The organism is Novosphingobium sp. Chol11, from assembly GCF_900218065.1.
GTDB classification, from domain to species: Bacteria; Pseudomonadota; Alphaproteobacteria; order Sphingomonadales; family Sphingomonadaceae; genus Sphingobium; species Sphingobium agri.
In genome coordinates this window covers 64,478-81,889 of sequence record NZ_OBMU01000005.1, presented here as the reverse complement: position 1 = coordinate 81,889, position 17,412 = coordinate 64,478, and the positions used below count along the sequence as shown (strand labels likewise).

Here is a 17,412-nt window from a genome sequence, read left to right as displayed (position 1 = left end):
GCCATGGTTGAAGATCCATCCTCCGTTTCGCGCCCTCTGCCGAGCGCCGATCTCACGCCAGAAAAAGACGAGATCCTGCACGAGCGCGGTATCGAGCCGATCGGGGGGATGACGCCTTCCAAGCGTAATACCGCCCTCATCTTTGCCGGCACGGCGATGGTACTCGGCATCCTGTGGGTTAATTCCGGAACGAGCCAACAGGCCTCCAATCGTGACCTCACTGCACCGGGCGGGGCGGCCCAAGAGCGGCGCGATATCGTGGCCCGGGAAACCGTCGATTACGCGGCGGTCGCGCCGCAGCCGAGACCGCTCGGCGCAGGCGGGAACGATCCCAACGCACCGGTGCTCAATCCCGCAGCCGGGGTTCCTGGCCCCGACGGTCAGATCGTCCCTGCCATGCAGCCCGGTGCAGCGCCCGGCCCGTCAGGCGCCCGGCCGAACCTGGCCGACCAGGCGCGACGGTCGACACTCATCGCCTATGGCGGGCGCGATCTCGGTGGAGAGACCTCGCAAGGCCCGGCGGCGGCCTCGAGCGCGCAACCGACCGAAAATTCAGGAACGCCAGGGAGTACGGAGGGCGGTGCGCCCAATGCGCTGGACTTGCTGCGACAAAGCTCAGCCGTAGGCGAAGCGCGAGCCTCGATGCTCCCCAATCGCAATTTTCTGATCACTGCGGGGACATTGATTCCCTGCACCCTTCAGACGGCCATCAATTCCGCACAGCCTGGATACACGTCCTGCCTGATTCCACGGGACGTGTATTCCGAGAATGGCCGGGTCGTGCTCATGGAAAAGGGCACGCGCGTACTCGGCGAGTATCGCGGGGGCATCCAACAGGGGCAGAACCGCCTCTTTGTGCTTTGGACCCGGGCGGTGACGCCACAAGGCGTCCGCATCGACCTTGCCTCGCCTGGGTCAGACGCGCTCGGCCGCGCCGGGCTCGCCGGAGCGGTCGACAGCTTCTTCTGGGCACGGTTCGGCGGCGCGCTCCTACTCTCGCTCGTCGATGACGCCGCCTATATTGCCGGGCAGGCCGCATCGAGCGGCAACGGCAATTTCAACAATGTCACGCGTGCGCCGAGCGAAGGGGCCGCGATCGCGCTCCAGAACAACATCAACATCCGGCCGGTGCTGAAAAAGAACCAGGGCGAGGAGGTCGGTATCTTCGTCGCCAAGGACTTCAACTTCGCCGATGTCTACAATCTGGAGCTGCGGCGGTAAGCCATGCGCGATACCGCCGTCCTCCGCCATTATCTCGAACCGCTTCTTCCGTTGCTGGAGCCGGATGATGTAACCGAGCTCGTCATCAACCGCCCGGGCGAGGCGGGGATCGAGGACCGGCAGGGGTGGCGATGGCATGAGTTGCCTGAACTGGACAGCGAGTGGCTTGGAACGCTCGCCGTCGCCGCGGCAAGCTTCACGCACCAGGACATCGATGGGCAGACGCCGATCTGTTCGACCGTCCTCCCAGGCGGCGAGCGCTGCCAGATCGTGATCCCGTCGGTGACGCCGAGCGGCTGCCCGTCCTTTACGATACGCAAGCCCTCGACCGTAACCCTGCCGATCGACCAGCTCGCACGCGCTGGCCTCTTTGACACGACGCGCGCGAGCGCCCGGGACCTTACCGAAACCGACGCCGAGTTGGTGGCACTTCGCGACGCGGGCGACTGGCCAGCCTTTTTCAAGGTCGCGGTCGCCGCGCGCAAGAATATCCTGGTCAGCGGGGCGACCGGGTCCGGCAAGACGACCTTGGCGAAAGCGCTTATCCAGCTCATCCCGCCCGACGAGCGGCTGCTTACGATCGAGGACACGCGCGAACTCATCGTGCCCCATCGCAATGTCGTTCACATGGTCTATTCGGGCGAAGGGCAGGGCCGTGCGAAGGTCGGTCCCAAGCAGCTGCTCGAGAGCGCGCTGCGCATGCGCCCGGACCGGATCCTGCTGCAGGAGCTGCGCGACGGCACCGCCTTCTTCTACCTGCGCAACGTCAACTCGGGGCACCCTGGGTCGATCACCACCGTCCATGCTGGCTCTGCGGCGGGCGCCTTCGAGCAGCTGACATTGCTCGTCAAGGAATCCGAGGGCGGCCGCGATCTCGCGCGCGATGATATCCGCGGACTTTTGCGAATGCTCATCGATGTGGTCGTCCAGACCCGGCGCCATGGCGGTCGCTTTGAGGTCGAAGAGGTCTACTTCCACCCGAAGGTGGGCGATGCCGGTGCAGCGTAACTTCTGGATCATCGGCCTGTCCGTTGCCGGCGGCACCTTATTGTGCTGCGCCATCGCCGTGCCAGTTGCCCTCTTTGGGATGGGCCAGATCGGCCCGAACACCGACATCACGGCCTTGCCCGCATGGTTGTGGTACTATCGGGCGGACCCGCTGCTTATTCTTTGGCTAAAGCGCGGGGCTCTGGCGGGCGCTGTTGTGGTCGGGCTCCTCGCAATCGGGATTCTGCGCCGCGGGCCGGCATTGCACGGCACCGCCCGGTTTGCGCGCGAAGGCGAGATCCGGCGGGAGGGCCTTCGCGACGCTGCCGGCATCGTTGTCGGCCGCAAGGCTGGACGTTTCCTGATATTCGGCGGGAGCGAGCATGTTCTGCTCGAGGCGCCCACGCGAGCGGGCAAGGGCGTGGGCGTCGTCATTCCCAATCTGCTGACCTGGCCAGATTCGGTGATCGTGCTCGACGTGAAGCGGGAGAACTGGGGCGCAAGCGCCGGCTATCGGGCACGGGCCGGCCAAGCCGTGCATCTGTTCGATCCGCTCGACGCGGAGGGGCGGACGGCGCGGTACAACCCCCTGGCGCACATCAGGCGGACTGATGACACCGAAGTCATCAACGAGCTGCAGAAGATCGCGGGCATGCTGTTCCCCGCGCCCGAGCGATCCGATCCCTTCTGGGCGGAGGCCGCGCGAGCGGCCTTTGTCGGCGTCGGCGCCCTGGTCGCATCCAACCCGGGCCTGCCCTTCACCATCGGCGAGATATACCGCCGCCTCACGAGCGGGGATCCCAAGAGCGACCTTCCCGCAGCGCTTCAGGAAGCTCGCAGGGTGGGCCAGCGCCTCAGCCAAGCTTGCGTGTCCGCGATCCAAGATTTCACCTCGGCCTCGGACAACACCTTTTCCGGGATCAAGCAGACCATCACCGCACGGCTCAATCTCTGGCTCAACCCCATGGTGGATACCGCCACCTCGGAGAGCGACTTCGACCTGCGCGAGGTGCGGCGTCGGCGCATGTCGATTTACCTTGGCGTGTCGCCTGACAATATCGACCGCATCGCGCCGATCTACAGTCTGTTCCTGCAGCAACTCGTGGATCTCAACACCCGCGACCTTCCTGAGGGCGCTAGCAATGTCCCGGTCCTGGTCCTGCTCGACGAGTTCGCCAGGCTCGGCAAAGCCTCGGTGATTGCGAGCGGCTTCTCCTACGTCGCCGGCTATGGCCTGCGCCTGGTTCCGGTCATTCAGAGCCGATCCCAGCTTCGCGCAATCTACGGTCCCGATGTCACCGACGAGATCATCGCCAATTGCGGCCTCGAGGTTGTCTTCACGCCTAAGGAGCTGAAGGTCGCGAACGAACTTTCCGAACGGCTCGGCTTTTTCACGATGAACGTGAAATCCCGCAGCCGTACCATCCACGGGCTACTGGCGAACCGGAGCATCTCGGAATCTGATCAGCGCCGCGCGCTCCTGCTACCGCAAGAGCTCATGCAGCTGCCGAAGAACGAGCTCCTGCTCCTTCGCGCCGGCATCCCCCCAATTCGAGGGCGCAAGATCGCCTATTACCGGATGCCGCGCTTCACTCGGCGGGTGGTTGCTCCGCCTGTGCCGTCCGCCCGTCCAATCGCGGCAATGCTTTCCCCACCTACGCCGGCTTCAGCGCGGCAGGGCGCTGGTACACCCGGTCTGAGCGGCGCCCCACAGCAGCCGGCGACAAGCTCGGGCGAGACCATACAGGAGGAAATTGTGATGCGGGAAATGACCGACGCCGAGCTGGCAGGTGCGGCCAAGATCACGGATGACATGCTGGTTCTGGGCGACCTGGCCGAACTGCCGCCCCCGGGCGACGAGGCCGCCGCGATCGCGTTCGTGTCGGCGATGGTCGAGCGGGCACTTTTGCCATCGGTCGGGCAGCCATCCACATCTATTATCCAGGAAAGGACAGCCCATGTCCGCTGAGAAGTCCGAGAATTCGCGGGGCGCCAGGAAGCGCGCCAATGCCATTTCAATCGGTGAAGGTCAGTCCGCACCGCGTTCTGGGAAAGACACGCGGGACGACATTCCCAAGGATCCCGGCACCCCTAACAAAGGCAAGGAGGGGGCAGGGGTCGAGCCCCGATCAATTTCTGCCGGCGACATACCGGAGCCCCTGCGAAAGCGCTACTTTTCGTCGACCGGCAAATGGTCGGGCGAACCGGCCTACTTCACGACGGCGCAGGCAAAAGAGCCTGCATTTCGGGACCAAGGGCGGCGTCTTGTCACCTCGAGCGAGAGTGAGGAGGTCGTGCGTGATCTCGTCGCCATCGCCCGGCATCGCGGATGGTCGAATGTTCATCTTACTGGCAGCGAAGCCTTCCGCCGGGCAGCATGGCTCGAGGCCAGTCGCCAAGGATTGGAAGTACGAGGATATCGGCCGAACGAACGCGACCTACAAGAATTGGATCGGCTACGGCGAGACAAGAGCCGCAACAGTATTGCGCCGGCTGCCGTTCCATCAATCAGCCTGGAGTCCGGCCGAGGTCAGTCACAGGCTCGCGAGCGACCGACGCGATCCCGACCTGAGGCGCCCGGAGACAGAAACGAGCGAGCCGCGCAAAGTCAGTTGCGAGTGATCGAGGCGGTCGTGCGAACCGCATTGTTCGACAATCCCGAAGCGATCTCGCGTGTTATGAAGGTCGCGACCACGAAACTGCGAAACCACGTCGAACAGGGTCATCAAATTCGTCCTGCCACGGTCAGGGATACACGGGAACGGGGGCCTGTCAAAGTCGCGTCCGGCCGACAGGAATCGTCTAAGGTTCACCCACCTATCCAGCGATCTCGCAGTCGATAGGCGCGACTGAAACCGCTCGCACGGAATAGCTTGATCCTCATCGTCCTGAGCCCCAAAAGACTCAGAGCAAGGGGGGCCTGTGGACGTCGAAGATTTTATTGCGAAGTGGGCACCCGCAGGTGGCAACGAGCGAGCCAACACACAATTGTTTCTAACCGATCTGTGTCAACTGCTCGGCGTAGAGGCCCCGCGGCCAACGCTAAGTGACACAGCGCAGAATGATTACGTCTTCGAACGTCATGTCATCAAAACCGAGATTGATGGCGCTACATCCAACGGCTGGATTGATTGCTATAAGCGTGGCAGTTTCATCTTAGAGGCTAAGCAAGGTAGCAGTGCCGACCTGGCGGCAGTCGACGCTGGTCAAGGTTACTCGCTTCGCGACTTCTTTGGCCAGACTGCGGAGGACCGCTTCAAGCGCGGCATGGCTCGTCGAGACACCGCTGCATGGACCGGCGCTATGCAGCGAGCTGCAAGTCAAGCGGAGGGCTACGCTAAGAATTTGCCCCGCTCACATGGCTGGCCACCTTTCCTGCTGGTCAGCGACGTTGGATATTGCATCGACGTCTATGCGGACTTTCAACGCAACGGGAAAGGCTATGCGCCATTTCCCGACCGTCGTCGGTATCGAATTACCCTCGATGAACTGCGCGACAAGACAGTCCGGGAGCGCCTGGCGGCAATTTGGACCATGCCAATGTCGCTCGACCCCTCGGCCGAGGCGGCACGGGTTACGCGAAAAATTGCGGATCATCTGGCTGTTCTAGCCCAGGGTATCGAAGCTCGAGAGCAGGACCCGGATCGCGTGGCGGCCTTCCTTATGCGTCTCCTCTTTACCATGTTCGCGGAGGACACTGGTCTTATTCCGAAGGCGAGTTTCAGCGCGCTCTTGAAAAAAGTCCGCGATCGCCCCGAACTCCTGGCCCCCCAACTCAGTCAGCTATGGGAGGCGATGGATACCGGTGGCCTTGCGTTTGGCCTTGGTGAGGCAGGGGAGGTTGTGCGTCAGTTCAATGGATACCTCTTTAAGGATGCCAGTGCGCTGGCGCTTGATCAGCGTGAGATCAACGTCCTCATCGACGCAGCGGCATCGGACTGGCGCCAGGTCGAGCCAGCAATTTTCGGAACCTTGCTTGAGCGTGCGCTGAATGCCAAAGAACGCGCCAAGCTTGGCGCGCATTTCACTCCGCGCGCCTATGTAGAGCGACTGGTCGGCCCCACCGTAATGGAACCCCTGCGCGCTGATTGGGAAGGTGCGCGAACCGCAGCAACCTTGGCTGCGGAAGCAGGCGACAAGGAGACCGCGCGTCTTGAGGTCGAACGCTTTCACACCAAGCTCGCAAACATCGTCATTCTAGACCCGGCCTGCGGAACGGGCAATTTCCTTTATGTCGCGCTTGCGCGACTTAAGGAGTTGGAAGGAGAGGTGCTCGAATTGCTCGAAGCACTCGGCGATGAGCGCTATCTTCTTGAGCTCGGCAGCCACACGATTACTCCTGCCAACTTCCATGGCCTCGAAATCAATCCTCGGGCTGCACAGATCGCTCAACTCGTGCTCTGGATTGGCTATCTTCAATGGCATTTTCGTGTGAACGGAGAAGATCGGATGCCCGAGCCCCCCGTTTTGCGTGATGTCAGAACGATCATCCCAGCCGATGCCCTGCTTGATTGGGACGAGAAGCTTCCTGAGATGGAGAACGGCGAGCCAAAGACGATCTGGGATGGTACGTCGATGAAGCCGCATCCAGTGACCGGGCGACCCGTTCCCGATCACTCCGGTCGGCTAACGGTATATCGGTACGTCAATCCGCGGCGGCAAGTCTGGCCGGAGGCAGACTTCATCATCGGGAACCCGCCCTTCATCGGATGCCGCCGAATGCGCAAGCGCCTCGGGTCGCCCTACGTCGATACGCTCCGGAGCGTGTACGGCGACCTTTCTGGCGAGATCGATTTCGTGACCTATTGGTGGGCACGAAGTGCCGAGCAGGTAGCGAATGGCTCTGTTCGAGGATTTGGTCTCATCACGACGAAGACTATTGCCCAATCGAGTAATCGCTCGGTGCTTAGCCGCTATCTCGATCCTGAGCGCGGTGGCAAACTCTACCTGACCTTCGCGATTCCGAACCATCCGTGGCACGATCAGGAAACAACCGCTGCGGTGCGGATCGCGATGACTGCGGCTGCTGCCGGACAAGGCGCAGGACGGCTGTCGAGCGTTTCACTGGAGAAGCGCAAAAAAGGTGAAACACTGCTCGAGTTTGAGGAGCAAGTTGCGCCGATTAACATCGATCTGACTACCGGCGCCAACGTCGCCGGCGCCACCTCACTCAGAGCCAACGGCAACATCTGTCGTATGGGTGTGAAAATGTCCGGTGACGGATTCAAAATCAATACCGAGCAGCGAGCCCGCTTCATCGCCGATGGCGTGCCGCCGGAACGAATGCCGCTGGTTGTGGCCGGCACGGATGTGACTGAGTCTCAAAGTAACACTTACGCTCTCGACTTCTTCGACATCGAGACTGAGGACGAGTTGCATGATCGCTTCCCTGGCGTGCACCGCTACCTGTTCGATCATGTGAAGCCAGAGCGCGATGAAAACGACAGGGAGCAGTACCGCCTCAATTGGTGGCGCTTCGCAGAACCTCGACCGAGGCTTCGTGCAGCCATCAGCGGTCTCCGGCGCTACATCGTCACCAGCGAAACAGCTACGGAGAGGTTCTTCAAGTTTATTCCCAGTGCGGGCCGTCTCGTGGATGGCTCAGTTATAGCGATTGCGTCCGACGACCCCTATGTTCTCGGCGTGGTCTCGAGCACAGCGCACACCGTGTGGGCGCTTCGTGCGGGCGGGCGGATGGGGTCGGGCGACGATCCGCGTTATCAAAATGAAACCTGTTTTGATCCGTTTCCCTTTCCGCCGAGCGTGCCGGAACTGGAGCAGAGGATTCGGATTGCAGCGCGCAAATTGGACAGGTTGCGCCGGAAGGTTCTAGCGCGCCATTCGGATCTGACCCTGACAGCACTTTATACCACGCTCGCCCGTATGCGAGATGCCAAGGGTGGAGTTCTTGATCCCAAATACCGGTCCATCGCCGAACGCGGCGAAGTCTCGCTCATCCGCCATTATCACCAACAGATAGATGAGGCTGTCGCTGAAGCATACGGTTGGCCGCGCGACTTGGAACATGAGGAAATGCTGGTCAGGCTTGTTGCTTTGAATGACGAGCGAGCCGAGGAGGAGCGTGCGGGGCAGATCCGGTGGGTTCGGCCCTCTTTCCAGGCGAAATCCCTCCGAAAGAAGCCGGCCCAAGTCGTCCTGCAACTTCGCAGAGGCACCAAGGCAAAGAAGGTGGAGCGGGATTGGCCAAGCGCCCTTCCAGAACAAGTGGTTGCCGTCGCAAGCGTCGTGGCGCGGTCCGCCAAACCATTGGCGCCCAAAGATGTTGCCCGTGCATTCAAAGGGAAACGCGCCTCTACAGTCGCGCCAGTGCTTGATGCGCTTGCAGGAATGGGGATGGTACGAAAGCTTGAGGACGGCCGCTATGCGGCCTGAGAAGCTGCGCTTCGGCAAATGGCCAACGTCTCCATTTGCCGCTCTTATCTTCATAAACGGTAGGCACTGACTGCCAGGGGGGAACATCACCGTGTCGAGTTTCCGCTTCCTGCATGCTGCGGACATCCATTTGGACAGTCCATTGCATGGCCTATCGCGGTACGATGGACTTCCCGTCGAGGAGATCCGGTCGGCCACGCGATCCGCGTTTGACAACCTCATCCAATGCGCGATCGACGAGGCGGTGGACTTTGTCGTCATCGCCGGCGATCTATTCGATGGCGACTGGCGCGATATGGGGACGGGACTCTACTTTGCCCGGGCCATGGGCCGTCTCGATCAGGCCGGCATTCCAGCGTTCATTATTGCCGGCAACCACGACGCCGCCTCGGCGATCTCGCGGACGTTGACTTGGCCGCCAAACGTTCGCCAATTCGGACCGAGGCGTCCCGAAACCCACAGGCTGCCGAACCTCGCTGTGGCGCTGCACGGCCAGAGCTTTTCCACGCCGGCCGTCACCGACAACCTCGTCCTCTCCTATCCGGCCGCAGAAGCGAACTCGTTCAACATCGGCGTACTCCACACCGCCTTGGCGGGGCGGCCGGGGCACGCCAAATACGCGCCCTGTGGCGTCGAAGATTTACGCGGGAAGGGCTACGACTACTGGGCACTCGGCCATGTGCACGAGTTCGAAATCGTCAACGACAACCCCTATGTCGTCTTTCCAGGCAACGTGCAGGGCCGCACTATACGCGAGGCGGGCGCAAAGGGTGCAGTCATCGTGACGGTGGTGGATGGCGAGGTTTCGTCCATTGATCGCATCGATCTGGACGTTGTGCGCTGGATCCGCCTCGACATCGATTGCGCCGGCTCATCGCCGGGCGGCCTCCCGGACCTGATCCGCGCCGAACTGACGCGCATCCACGGCGCCGATGGCTCCGGTCGGCCAATGATCGTCCGCGTGAGCCTGAGGGGCGAGCTCGCAGGCGCAGGCGCGCTCATCGACAAGGCTGGGGCCATTCGGGACGACGTGCGCGCCATCGCCACGTCGATCTCGCCAGACCTTCATGTCGAGAAGGTGAAGGTACTGGTGTCGGAGCCGACCACGGAACAACACGCCGTGCTCGGCGAGGATCTCGATGAATTGATCGGCGAGGGCTCCTCGGACCTCGGACTAGCGGCGGCGATTGAGGCGGATCTGGAGCGCTTCATGGTTCTGGCGAAGAGCGCGCTCGGTGAGTCGGAGGACGGTGAATTGCGTCTGTTAGCGGCACAGGGCGACTGGGCAGGAATCCTCGGCACCGCATCAACGGCGTTGCGGTCGCGCCTGACGCCGGAAGCCTGACAATGCGTTTCTCCCGCCTTTCCCTCGAACGTTACGGCCGCTTCGCGGACTGCGAGCTAAACTTTCGGTCCGGCGACCCCGACCTCCACATCATCTATGGGGCGAACGAAGCCGGCAAGACGACCTCGCTGGCGGCGGTGTCAGACCTCCTTTTCGGATTCCCCCAGCGGTCGCCGTACAACTTCATGTTCGATTACATCCTCCTCAGGGTCGGTGCGGTACTGGAGGACGGTAGTCGGACGTTCGCGTGCCGCCGGAAAAAGGGTACGGCCGGCACGCTGCTTGACACGAATGACGCAGCGATCGACGAGGCTCCCCTTGCCTCGATGCTGAAAGGGCAGACCCGCGAAACCTTCAGCCTCTCCTTCAGTCTCGACCAGGATGCCCTGCGCTCGGGAGGCAAGGCAATGGTAGAAGCCAAGAACGACCTCGGCCGCACGTTGTTCGCCGCGGGTTCTGGCCTCACCGGCGTCGCCGACGAGCTCAAGAAGCTCGAAGGCGAGGCCGATGCCATCTGGGCGCCTACGACGTCCCAGCGACGCAGCTTTACCTTCGCGCACCGCCAGCTCGCCGAAGCCACCAAGACGATCCGAGACGCAGCTCTCAAGCCCAAGTCCTGGTCTGACGCACGGAACGCGATGCTGGAGGCACAGGCCGCACTCAATCTGGCTCGAGACGCCCGCGACGTGGTCCAAACGGAGCTGAGGGCTGCAGACCGCGTAAGGCGGCTCGCCCCGCTCGTACGGCTGCGCGACGAGCAGACCGAGACCCTGCTCGGCTACGAAACCATCGTTGATCTCAGTGTGCAACGCGAGGACGAGGCGGAACGCGTGATCCGCGAGGCCGAGGAGGCCCAGCGCCAGAGGTCGACCGCAGAGCAGCTAAAGGCTGACGCGGAAAACCGTCGGGACAAAATCGAGGCCGATCCGACCCTTTTGGAAAAGGCGGACGAGATCGACCAGCTCATCGCGGACGGGGGCGCCGTCGCGAAGGCCGCGCAGGATCTAGTCCGGCGCGAGGCGGAGCTCGTCGTCGCGGAGGCGCTGACTCGCCGTTTGAGGGCCGAAGCGGGACCCAACGCGGACGCCACACCTTCACGCGCTTTGGCGGCAAAGTTGCGCGACCTCTCCCGGACTCACGGCGAGAACGCCGCCGCGAGAAGGCAGATCGCCGAGAGCCGGAACGATCTCGACGACCGAAGGAAGCGCGCGCAGGACCGGCTCGATGGTGCATCGGCCGCCGCGGCTTCCGAGGCGCTCATTGATGCGGTCGACGCCGCACGCGCGCTCGGATCGGATGCCGACGCTCGTTGCGAAGGAGCCGGCCTTAGGGTCGAAGCGTTGGCATCGTCGCTGCCCGCCCTGCTCACCCGCCTTTCGCCGTGGACGGGCGGAATCGACGAGCTGCTGGTGCTACCCGAGGTGGGCGACGAGGAGATCGAGTCCGCACGTAGCGAACTGGCCGAAATTCTCGGCCAAGTTCGCCGTGAAGAGGAGCAGCTCCGGCACTGGACCGAAGAGGCCGAGAAGGTTGCGCTGGAGATTGGCCAACTCGCGACCGGCACCGTCGTGTCCGAGGACGAGATCGCATCGGTCCGTTTGAGCCGCCAGGACTGCTGGCAACCCATCCGTGAGAATGTCCTTGCGGGGACCCCACTCGGGTCTCCAGAAGCGGCCGTAGCCGACTACGAGACAAGCGTGTCCCGTGTGGACGAGAAGATGGTCCTCCGTTTTTCGCTGGCCGAGGAGTCGAGCCGCCTCTCCGTGCTCGAGCGGTCCAAGGCGTCGCACGATCTTCAGGCCAAACAAGCGCAGGGCCGGATTGAAGATGCCCGCAAGCGTTATGGAGAAGCAGCGGAGGCATGGGCGGCGCGATTGACCGCGGCCGGCCTGCCAGCCCTCGAGCCCACCCGTTTCCTAACCTGGCGGTCGGCGCGGGACGCGGCGGTCGAGGCCCATCGCGATGGCTTGACGTTGCGGGCCGATCTCGCTTCCATTGTCGGACGGCGTGACCGGTGCCGGGCCGCGCTGGCGCAGGCGTTGGAGGTTGCGGACGCCGGCGGACCGTTAACGCCGGTACTCGCGGCAGCCGAGCGGAAGCGGGCTGAATACGAGGATTTTACGCAACAGCGCCGTCTTGCCGCAGAACAGTTGGACCAGATCGCCGCGGAGGCCTCCGCCCTCGACCGGCGGCACCAGCGCCTCGACGATGAGGACGCGTCGAACGTCACCTCCTGGCGAGAAGTAATGGACGAAGCCGGTCTGCAGCTGGACATCGTCACTTGCGGTGCGGTTCTGGAACTACTCGATGATCTTCGTGGCGCCATCGCGGCAGAGGCAGACCTGCGCAGGAGGGTCGAGACGATCCGCAGGGACGCCAGCAATCACATGGAGCGGGTAGAGAAGTTGTCCGATGGCTCCAACGTTCCCGCGGGCGACACGGCGACGCGGCTTGGCGCTCTAAGGAATTGCCTCACGGCGGCCAAGTCGGCCGCCACGCTGATCGATTCGCTGGATGAGGAAGCGCGCCGCCGCGCGGATCAGTTCGAGGAGGCTTCGGCGAAGCTCGCCACGGCCGACGCGGCGCTGGCCCCCGCGCTCGCTGAAACCAAATCGACGGATCGCGCGGAATTATCGGAAGCGATCGAACGGTCGCGCGCGAAGCGCCGGCTGACGGTGGAGCGGGCCGCCATAGAACGCAGGATCGTCGAGGAAGGGGACGGCTTCACGCTGGACGAACTCGTCGCCGCAGTCGCCGCTTCTAATCCTGACCAAATCGCGAGCCACGTCTCGTCGCTGGATGCACGGTTGGGGGAATTGAACGACGAGGTGGCCGCAGCGGCTACGGCGCATGGCCACGCCAGATCTGCTTTCACCGCCCTCGACGCGGGCGGGACAGCCGCGGTGGACGCGGCATCGGACGCGGAACAGGCGAAGGCCGAGCTTGAAGTCCTTGCCGAACAGTACATCCTGAAGCGTGCTCAGGCGCTGACGTTGAAGTGGGCGATCGAGAAATACCGCGAAAGACATCAAGATCCGTTGCTGTTGCGCGCCGGCGATTTGTTCTCGATTCTGACCGCCGGCCGCTATGCCGCGCTACGAGTGGACGCCGACGGAAGCGTCCCGCGGCTGCTGGGCCTGAGGGACGATCGACGCACAATGGTGGAGGTGGGCGCCATGAGCGAGGGCACCACCGACCAGCTCTTCCTCGCCCTTAGGCTGGCGGCGCTGGAGCAATCGGTGAAGGCTGGGGTCAACCTGCCGTTTCTCGCCGATGACTTGTTCGTGAACTTCGACGACGAGCGCGCCGAAGCGGGGTTCAGGGTGCTCGCCGAGGTGGCCTGTTCCACGCAGGTCCTGTTCTTCACGCACCATCCCCACCTTGTCGAGATTGCCAAGTCCGTTGTCGGTGACGACCTCCACTCGAAGTGCGAGCTCGCTTGACGCGATGCGGCTAGAGGACAGCGCCATGATCATCTTCGGGACCGATCCTTGGTTCCGCCGTGCGGACGTCCAGGTGATCGGCGCCCAAGCCGATGGCGTCGGGCGCGCTGACGCTAGGGTTCATCGCCCGGGTTATATAGCGCCAAAATAGGGGGGAAAATGCGCATCAACCGAGCTAAGATTGAAAACTTCAGGCTCCTCCGCGACGTGGAGATCGGTTTCGAAGAACAGACGACGCTCATCGTTGGCCGCAACAACAGCGGCAAGACGTCGATCGCCGAGCTGTTCCGGCGCTTGCTGTCCGATCGCGCCCTGAGTTTCCGCCTCGAAGATTTTTCGCTCGGGTGTCACGAATGCTTTTGGACATCGCTTGTGTCTTTCCGCGCGCAGCAAGATTCGTCCGAGACGCTCGGACAGTTGCCAGCAATCAAGCTCGTGCTCGATATCGGCTATGACGTCGATGCGGCCGATCTTGGGCCGCTTAGCGAGTGCATCATCGACTTGAATCCCGATTGCCACGAGGCCCGGCTGGAGTTCCGGTTCGCGCCGAAGGCCAATGCGCTACAGGCGTTGTTCGTTGATTTAACGGAGCCGCTCGAAGATCCGGAGGCGGACCGCGCCCGGCTCTACCGCGAACTCGGAAATCGCATTGCCTCGGCCTATGCCGGATCGCTGGAAGCGGTCGATCCGAACGACCCGACCAACCGGAAGACACTGGAACCAAAGATCCTGTCCGCGCTCGTCGGCGGCGGCTTCATCAATGCCCAGCGCGGGCTGGATGACGATACATTCCGCGAGCGCGACGTGCTCGGCAAGGTGGTCGAGGTGCTCTTCCAATCGGCATTGACGGACGAACTGGATCCAACGCGACGCAGCACCGCCGAGCAGCTCAAGGAGGCGGTCGATCAGATCCAGGGCGATCTGCATATCGGTTTTAACGCCAAGCTGACCTCACTGCTGCCCACGTTCGACCTGTTTGGATATCCTGGCCTTGTAGACCCGGGATTGGTGACAGAGACCAGCTTCGACGTCGACAAGCTGCTCAGCAACCACACGCGCCTGCGCTACCGGGGCGTGAACGGCGTAACCCTGCCCGAAACCTACAATGGCCTCGGCGCGCGCAACCTCGTTTACATGCTACTACAGCTCCTGCGCTTCTTCCGCGAGTTCCAGGGAACGCCAACAGCGGCCGGCGTGCATCTAATCTTTATCGAGGAGCCCGAGGCGCATCTGCATCCCCAGATGCAGGAGGTGTTCATACGCCAGCTGGAGTACATCGCCAACGCGTTCGTCGCCCAATTGAACGCCGACCGTCCGTGGCCGGTCCAGTTCGTCGTCACCACCCACTCGCCCCACATGGCGAACGAAGCCCGCTTCGAGAGCCTCCGCTATTTTCTGTCGGTTACCGACGGCCCGGGCCTCCGGCGCTCAGTTGTGAAGGATCTCCGGCAGGGTATGGGCGGCGCGCCGGAAGAGGATCGCAATTTTCTTCATCAATATCTCACGCTATCCCGCTGCGACCTTTTCTTTGCGGACAAGGCGGTGCTGATCGAAGGAACCGCTGAACGCCTTCTCCTTCCGGCGATGATCCGCAAGACCGACGCTGCCGCGCAAGGCGAGCCGCAACTAAGCAGTCAGTACCTCACTGTCATGGAGGTCGGCGGCGCCTACGCCCATCGCTTCTTCGGCCTGCTGGCGTTCCTCGAGTTGCGCACGCTGATCATCACCGATATCGATTCCGTTGCGCCCGGGGCCAAGAACAAGCGCGTGGCGGTTCGTGTGGCCGAGGGCACATTCACCAGCAATGCCTGTATCAAAAGCTGGTACGAGCCCGACGTGAGCCCAGCCCAGCTGCTCGACAAGTCGACCGAGGAGAAGACCGACGGCGGACGACGGCTCGCCTATCAGATCCCCGAGCAGGATGGCGGTCCATGTGCTCGCAGCTTTGAGGATGCCTTCATCCTCGCCAATCCAGAACTCTTCGATCTCGGCGAGGGCGACCAGGCGACGCTCGCCTATGAGCATGCGGCCGAACAGAAAAAGTCCAGCTTTGCGCTTGAACATGCGATCGTAAACACCGAGTGGCGGACGCCGCGCTACATCGGCGAAGGGTTGCGGTGGCTTGCCCAAGGCAATCCAGCGCCGACCCTCGGGCCAGACGCGATCGCCGCCGAGTTGGTCGCCGAAGTGATTGACGCGGCTGATGGGGCCCAGGTCGATGGCTGACGAAGAGACCGCCGCCGACGCGGCCGGCCGCCTTGCACTTGAGCGTGTCTATGCGTGCTTCGATGCCGGACAAAGCTTCCGGCTCGAGGCAGGCGCGGGCGCAGGCAAGACATATTCCCTAGAAAAGGCGCTGCGCCGCCTGATCGAACTTCGCGGTACGGAACTTGTGCGTAAGCGCCAACAGATTGGTTGCATCACGTTCACGAACGTGGCGAAGGATGAGATTATCGCGCGCGTTCAGGCCCACCCGGCGGTTCGGCCGGAGACCATTCACGGATTTTGTTGGTCAGTATTGCAGGACTTTCAGCCCCAGCTCCGCGCGATCGTGCCTGACTTGCCGGGATGGGGAGAACGTCTCGCCGATGCCGGGGTGGGGGGGCTAGGCGCGAGGAAGGTCAATTACGACCTCGGCTATCCCCGGGTGACGCCAGACGAGGTGTCATTGAAGCACGAAGACGTGCTGACGCTGATGACGGAGCTGCTGGCACGGCCCAAGTTTCGCTTAGTGCTAGCGAAGCGCTATCCCGTGCTGCTGATTGACGAATATCAGGACACCGATGCGGGCTTCGTAGAGGCTCTAAAGCAGCATTTCCTAGGTACGGGTACGGGGCCTATCATTGGCCTGTTCGGCGACCATTGGCAGAAGATCTACGGTGAGGGATGCGGTGCGGTCGAGCACGCAGCACTCGAGGTGATCGACAAAAACGCCAATTTCCGATCCGCCGAACCCATCGTCGCGGTGCTCAATCGCATGCGACCCGATCTCGAACAGATCCCCAGCGACCCGGATGCGCCGGGTGAGGCTCGAATCTTTCACACGAATGCATGGCCGGGCCAGCGCCGAACGGGCCAGGGCGGTGGTCACTGGACTGGCGACACGAGCCCCGAGGCGGCACGCGCCTATCTCGATCACCTGAAGCAGCGATTGTCGGATGAGGGCTGGGACTTTGCCGTCGAACGCACCAAGATCCTGATGCTCAGCCACAGCGTGCTGGCGAAGGAACAGGGCTATCCGACCATCCAGAGCATTTATGGCCAGTTCAACGATGCCTGGCTCAAGAAAGAAGACCCCCACATCAAATTTCTGGCCGACCAGCTCGAGCCAGCATGCGCGGCCTTTCAGGCGAAGCGCTATGGCGAGATGTTTGAGAGCCTAGGCGCCGGCAGGCCGTGCATCCGTCGGCATCACGACAAGGTCGCATGGACGCAGTCTCTCGAACAGCTTATCCAATTGCGAGCGACCGGCACGATCGGCGCCGTCATCGACCTCATCAAAGGCCAGGCTCACATGCATCTGCCCGAGGCGGTGCTGGACCGCGAGCAACGCTTGGCCGACGCCGGACCCGAACCGGTCGAAGGCGAGTCTCGGAGGATCGCCCAGCTGCGAAGGCTACGGGACGTCGCCTACACCGAGCTGATGGCGGTGGATGCGTTCATCGATGGTCACACGCCCTTCGCCACCAAGCACGGCGTGAAGGGTGCGGAGTTCGAGAACGTGCTCGTCATCGTCGGCCGTGGCTGGAACAAGTATAATTTCGCGCAGATGCTGGAACGGCTCGACCCAGGCCCCCCGGCAGACAAGGTCGAATCCTTCGAGAGCAATCGCAACCTGTTCTACGTCGCGTGCTCCAGACCGAAGCGCCGATTGGCGCTGTTGTTCACCCAGATTCTAAGCGAGCTCGCGATGGCGAAGGTGACAGCTTTGTTCGGCGAGGCCAATGTGATCCCGCTTCCAGCAGATCCCGCGGGCGGGGCCGCGCCATGACCAAGGGAGAGGCACCACCGATGGTGACGATC

At 62.7% G+C, this 17,412-nt stretch carries 9 protein-coding genes and 1 pseudogene; 9 read left to right on the top strand and 1 reads right to left on the bottom strand.

The features are described 5' to 3' along the window. The first annotated feature begins 3 nt into the window (after positions 1–3). The 4 genes and pseudogenes from virB10 to NCHOL11_RS18725 form a co-directional block, all read left to right on the top strand. Positions 4–1,221, top strand: a complete 1,218-nt coding sequence (gene virB10 / locus NCHOL11_RS17420; protein ID WP_014072617.1) for a type IV secretion system protein VirB10 — start codon at positions 4–6, stop codon at positions 1,219–1,221. Between the two features lie 3 nt (positions 1,222–1,224). Next, a complete protein-coding gene (virB11, locus tag NCHOL11_RS17415; protein ID WP_007683413.1) occupies positions 1,225–2,229 on the top strand; it encodes a P-type DNA transfer ATPase VirB11 in 1,005 nt (334 codons plus the stop codon). Further along, the gene (locus NCHOL11_RS17410) at positions 2,213–4,177 is read left to right on the top strand and encodes a type IV secretory system conjugative DNA transfer family protein (RefSeq protein WP_007683415.1); all 1,965 of its coding nucleotides are present in this window, start codon (positions 2,213–2,215) and stop codon (positions 4,175–4,177) included. Before virB11 ends, NCHOL11_RS17410 begins: the two co-directional genes overlap by 17 nt. Then, positions 4,167–4,610, top strand: a pseudogene (locus NCHOL11_RS18725) (LPD7 domain-containing protein); the annotation flags it as partial. The gene NCHOL11_RS17410 and the pseudogene NCHOL11_RS18725, both read left to right, overlap by 11 nt. 132 nt (positions 4,611–4,742) lie before the next feature. Here the strand turns inward: NCHOL11_RS18725 and NCHOL11_RS18720 are convergent. Then, complete coding sequence (locus NCHOL11_RS18720; protein WP_156405541.1) at positions 4,743–4,934, bottom strand: hypothetical protein; 192 nt, start codon at positions 4,932–4,934, stop codon at positions 4,743–4,745. 196 nt (positions 4,935–5,130) lie between these two features. Here NCHOL11_RS18720 and NCHOL11_RS17400 point away from each other — a divergent pair, with 196 nt between their 5' ends. The 5 genes from NCHOL11_RS17400 (at position 5,131) to NCHOL11_RS17380 (ending at position 17,380) form a co-directional block, all read left to right on the top strand. After that, entirely contained in the window at positions 5,131–8,601 is a 3,471-nt protein-coding gene (locus NCHOL11_RS17400; RefSeq protein ID WP_007683417.1) for a class I SAM-dependent DNA methyltransferase, read from the top strand. A 91-nt stretch (positions 8,602–8,692) separates the two neighbouring features. Then, the gene (locus NCHOL11_RS17395; RefSeq protein WP_007683419.1) at positions 8,693–9,946 is read left to right on the top strand and encodes a metallophosphoesterase family protein; all 1,254 of its coding nucleotides are present in this window, start codon (positions 8,693–8,695) and stop codon (positions 9,944–9,946) included. A gap of 2 nt (positions 9,947–9,948) precedes the next feature. Further along, positions 9,949–13,389, top strand: coding sequence for an ATP-binding protein (locus tag NCHOL11_RS17390; RefSeq protein WP_097093804.1), 3,441 nt, complete (start codon positions 9,949–9,951; stop codon positions 13,387–13,389). A gap of 159 nt (positions 13,390–13,548) precedes the next feature. Beyond that, positions 13,549–15,615 carry an ATP-dependent nuclease gene (locus tag NCHOL11_RS17385; protein WP_007683423.1) on the top strand — a complete coding sequence of 689 codons (2,067 nt, stop codon included), beginning with the start codon at positions 13,549–13,551 and terminating at the stop codon, positions 15,613–15,615. Beyond that, on the top strand, positions 15,608–17,380 hold the full coding sequence (locus tag NCHOL11_RS17380) for a UvrD-helicase domain-containing protein (protein ID WP_014072624.1): 1,773 nt from the start codon (positions 15,608–15,610) through the stop codon (positions 17,378–17,380). The genes NCHOL11_RS17385 and NCHOL11_RS17380 overlap by 8 nt, the downstream gene beginning before the upstream one ends. Positions 17,381–17,412: the final 32 nt, after the last annotated feature.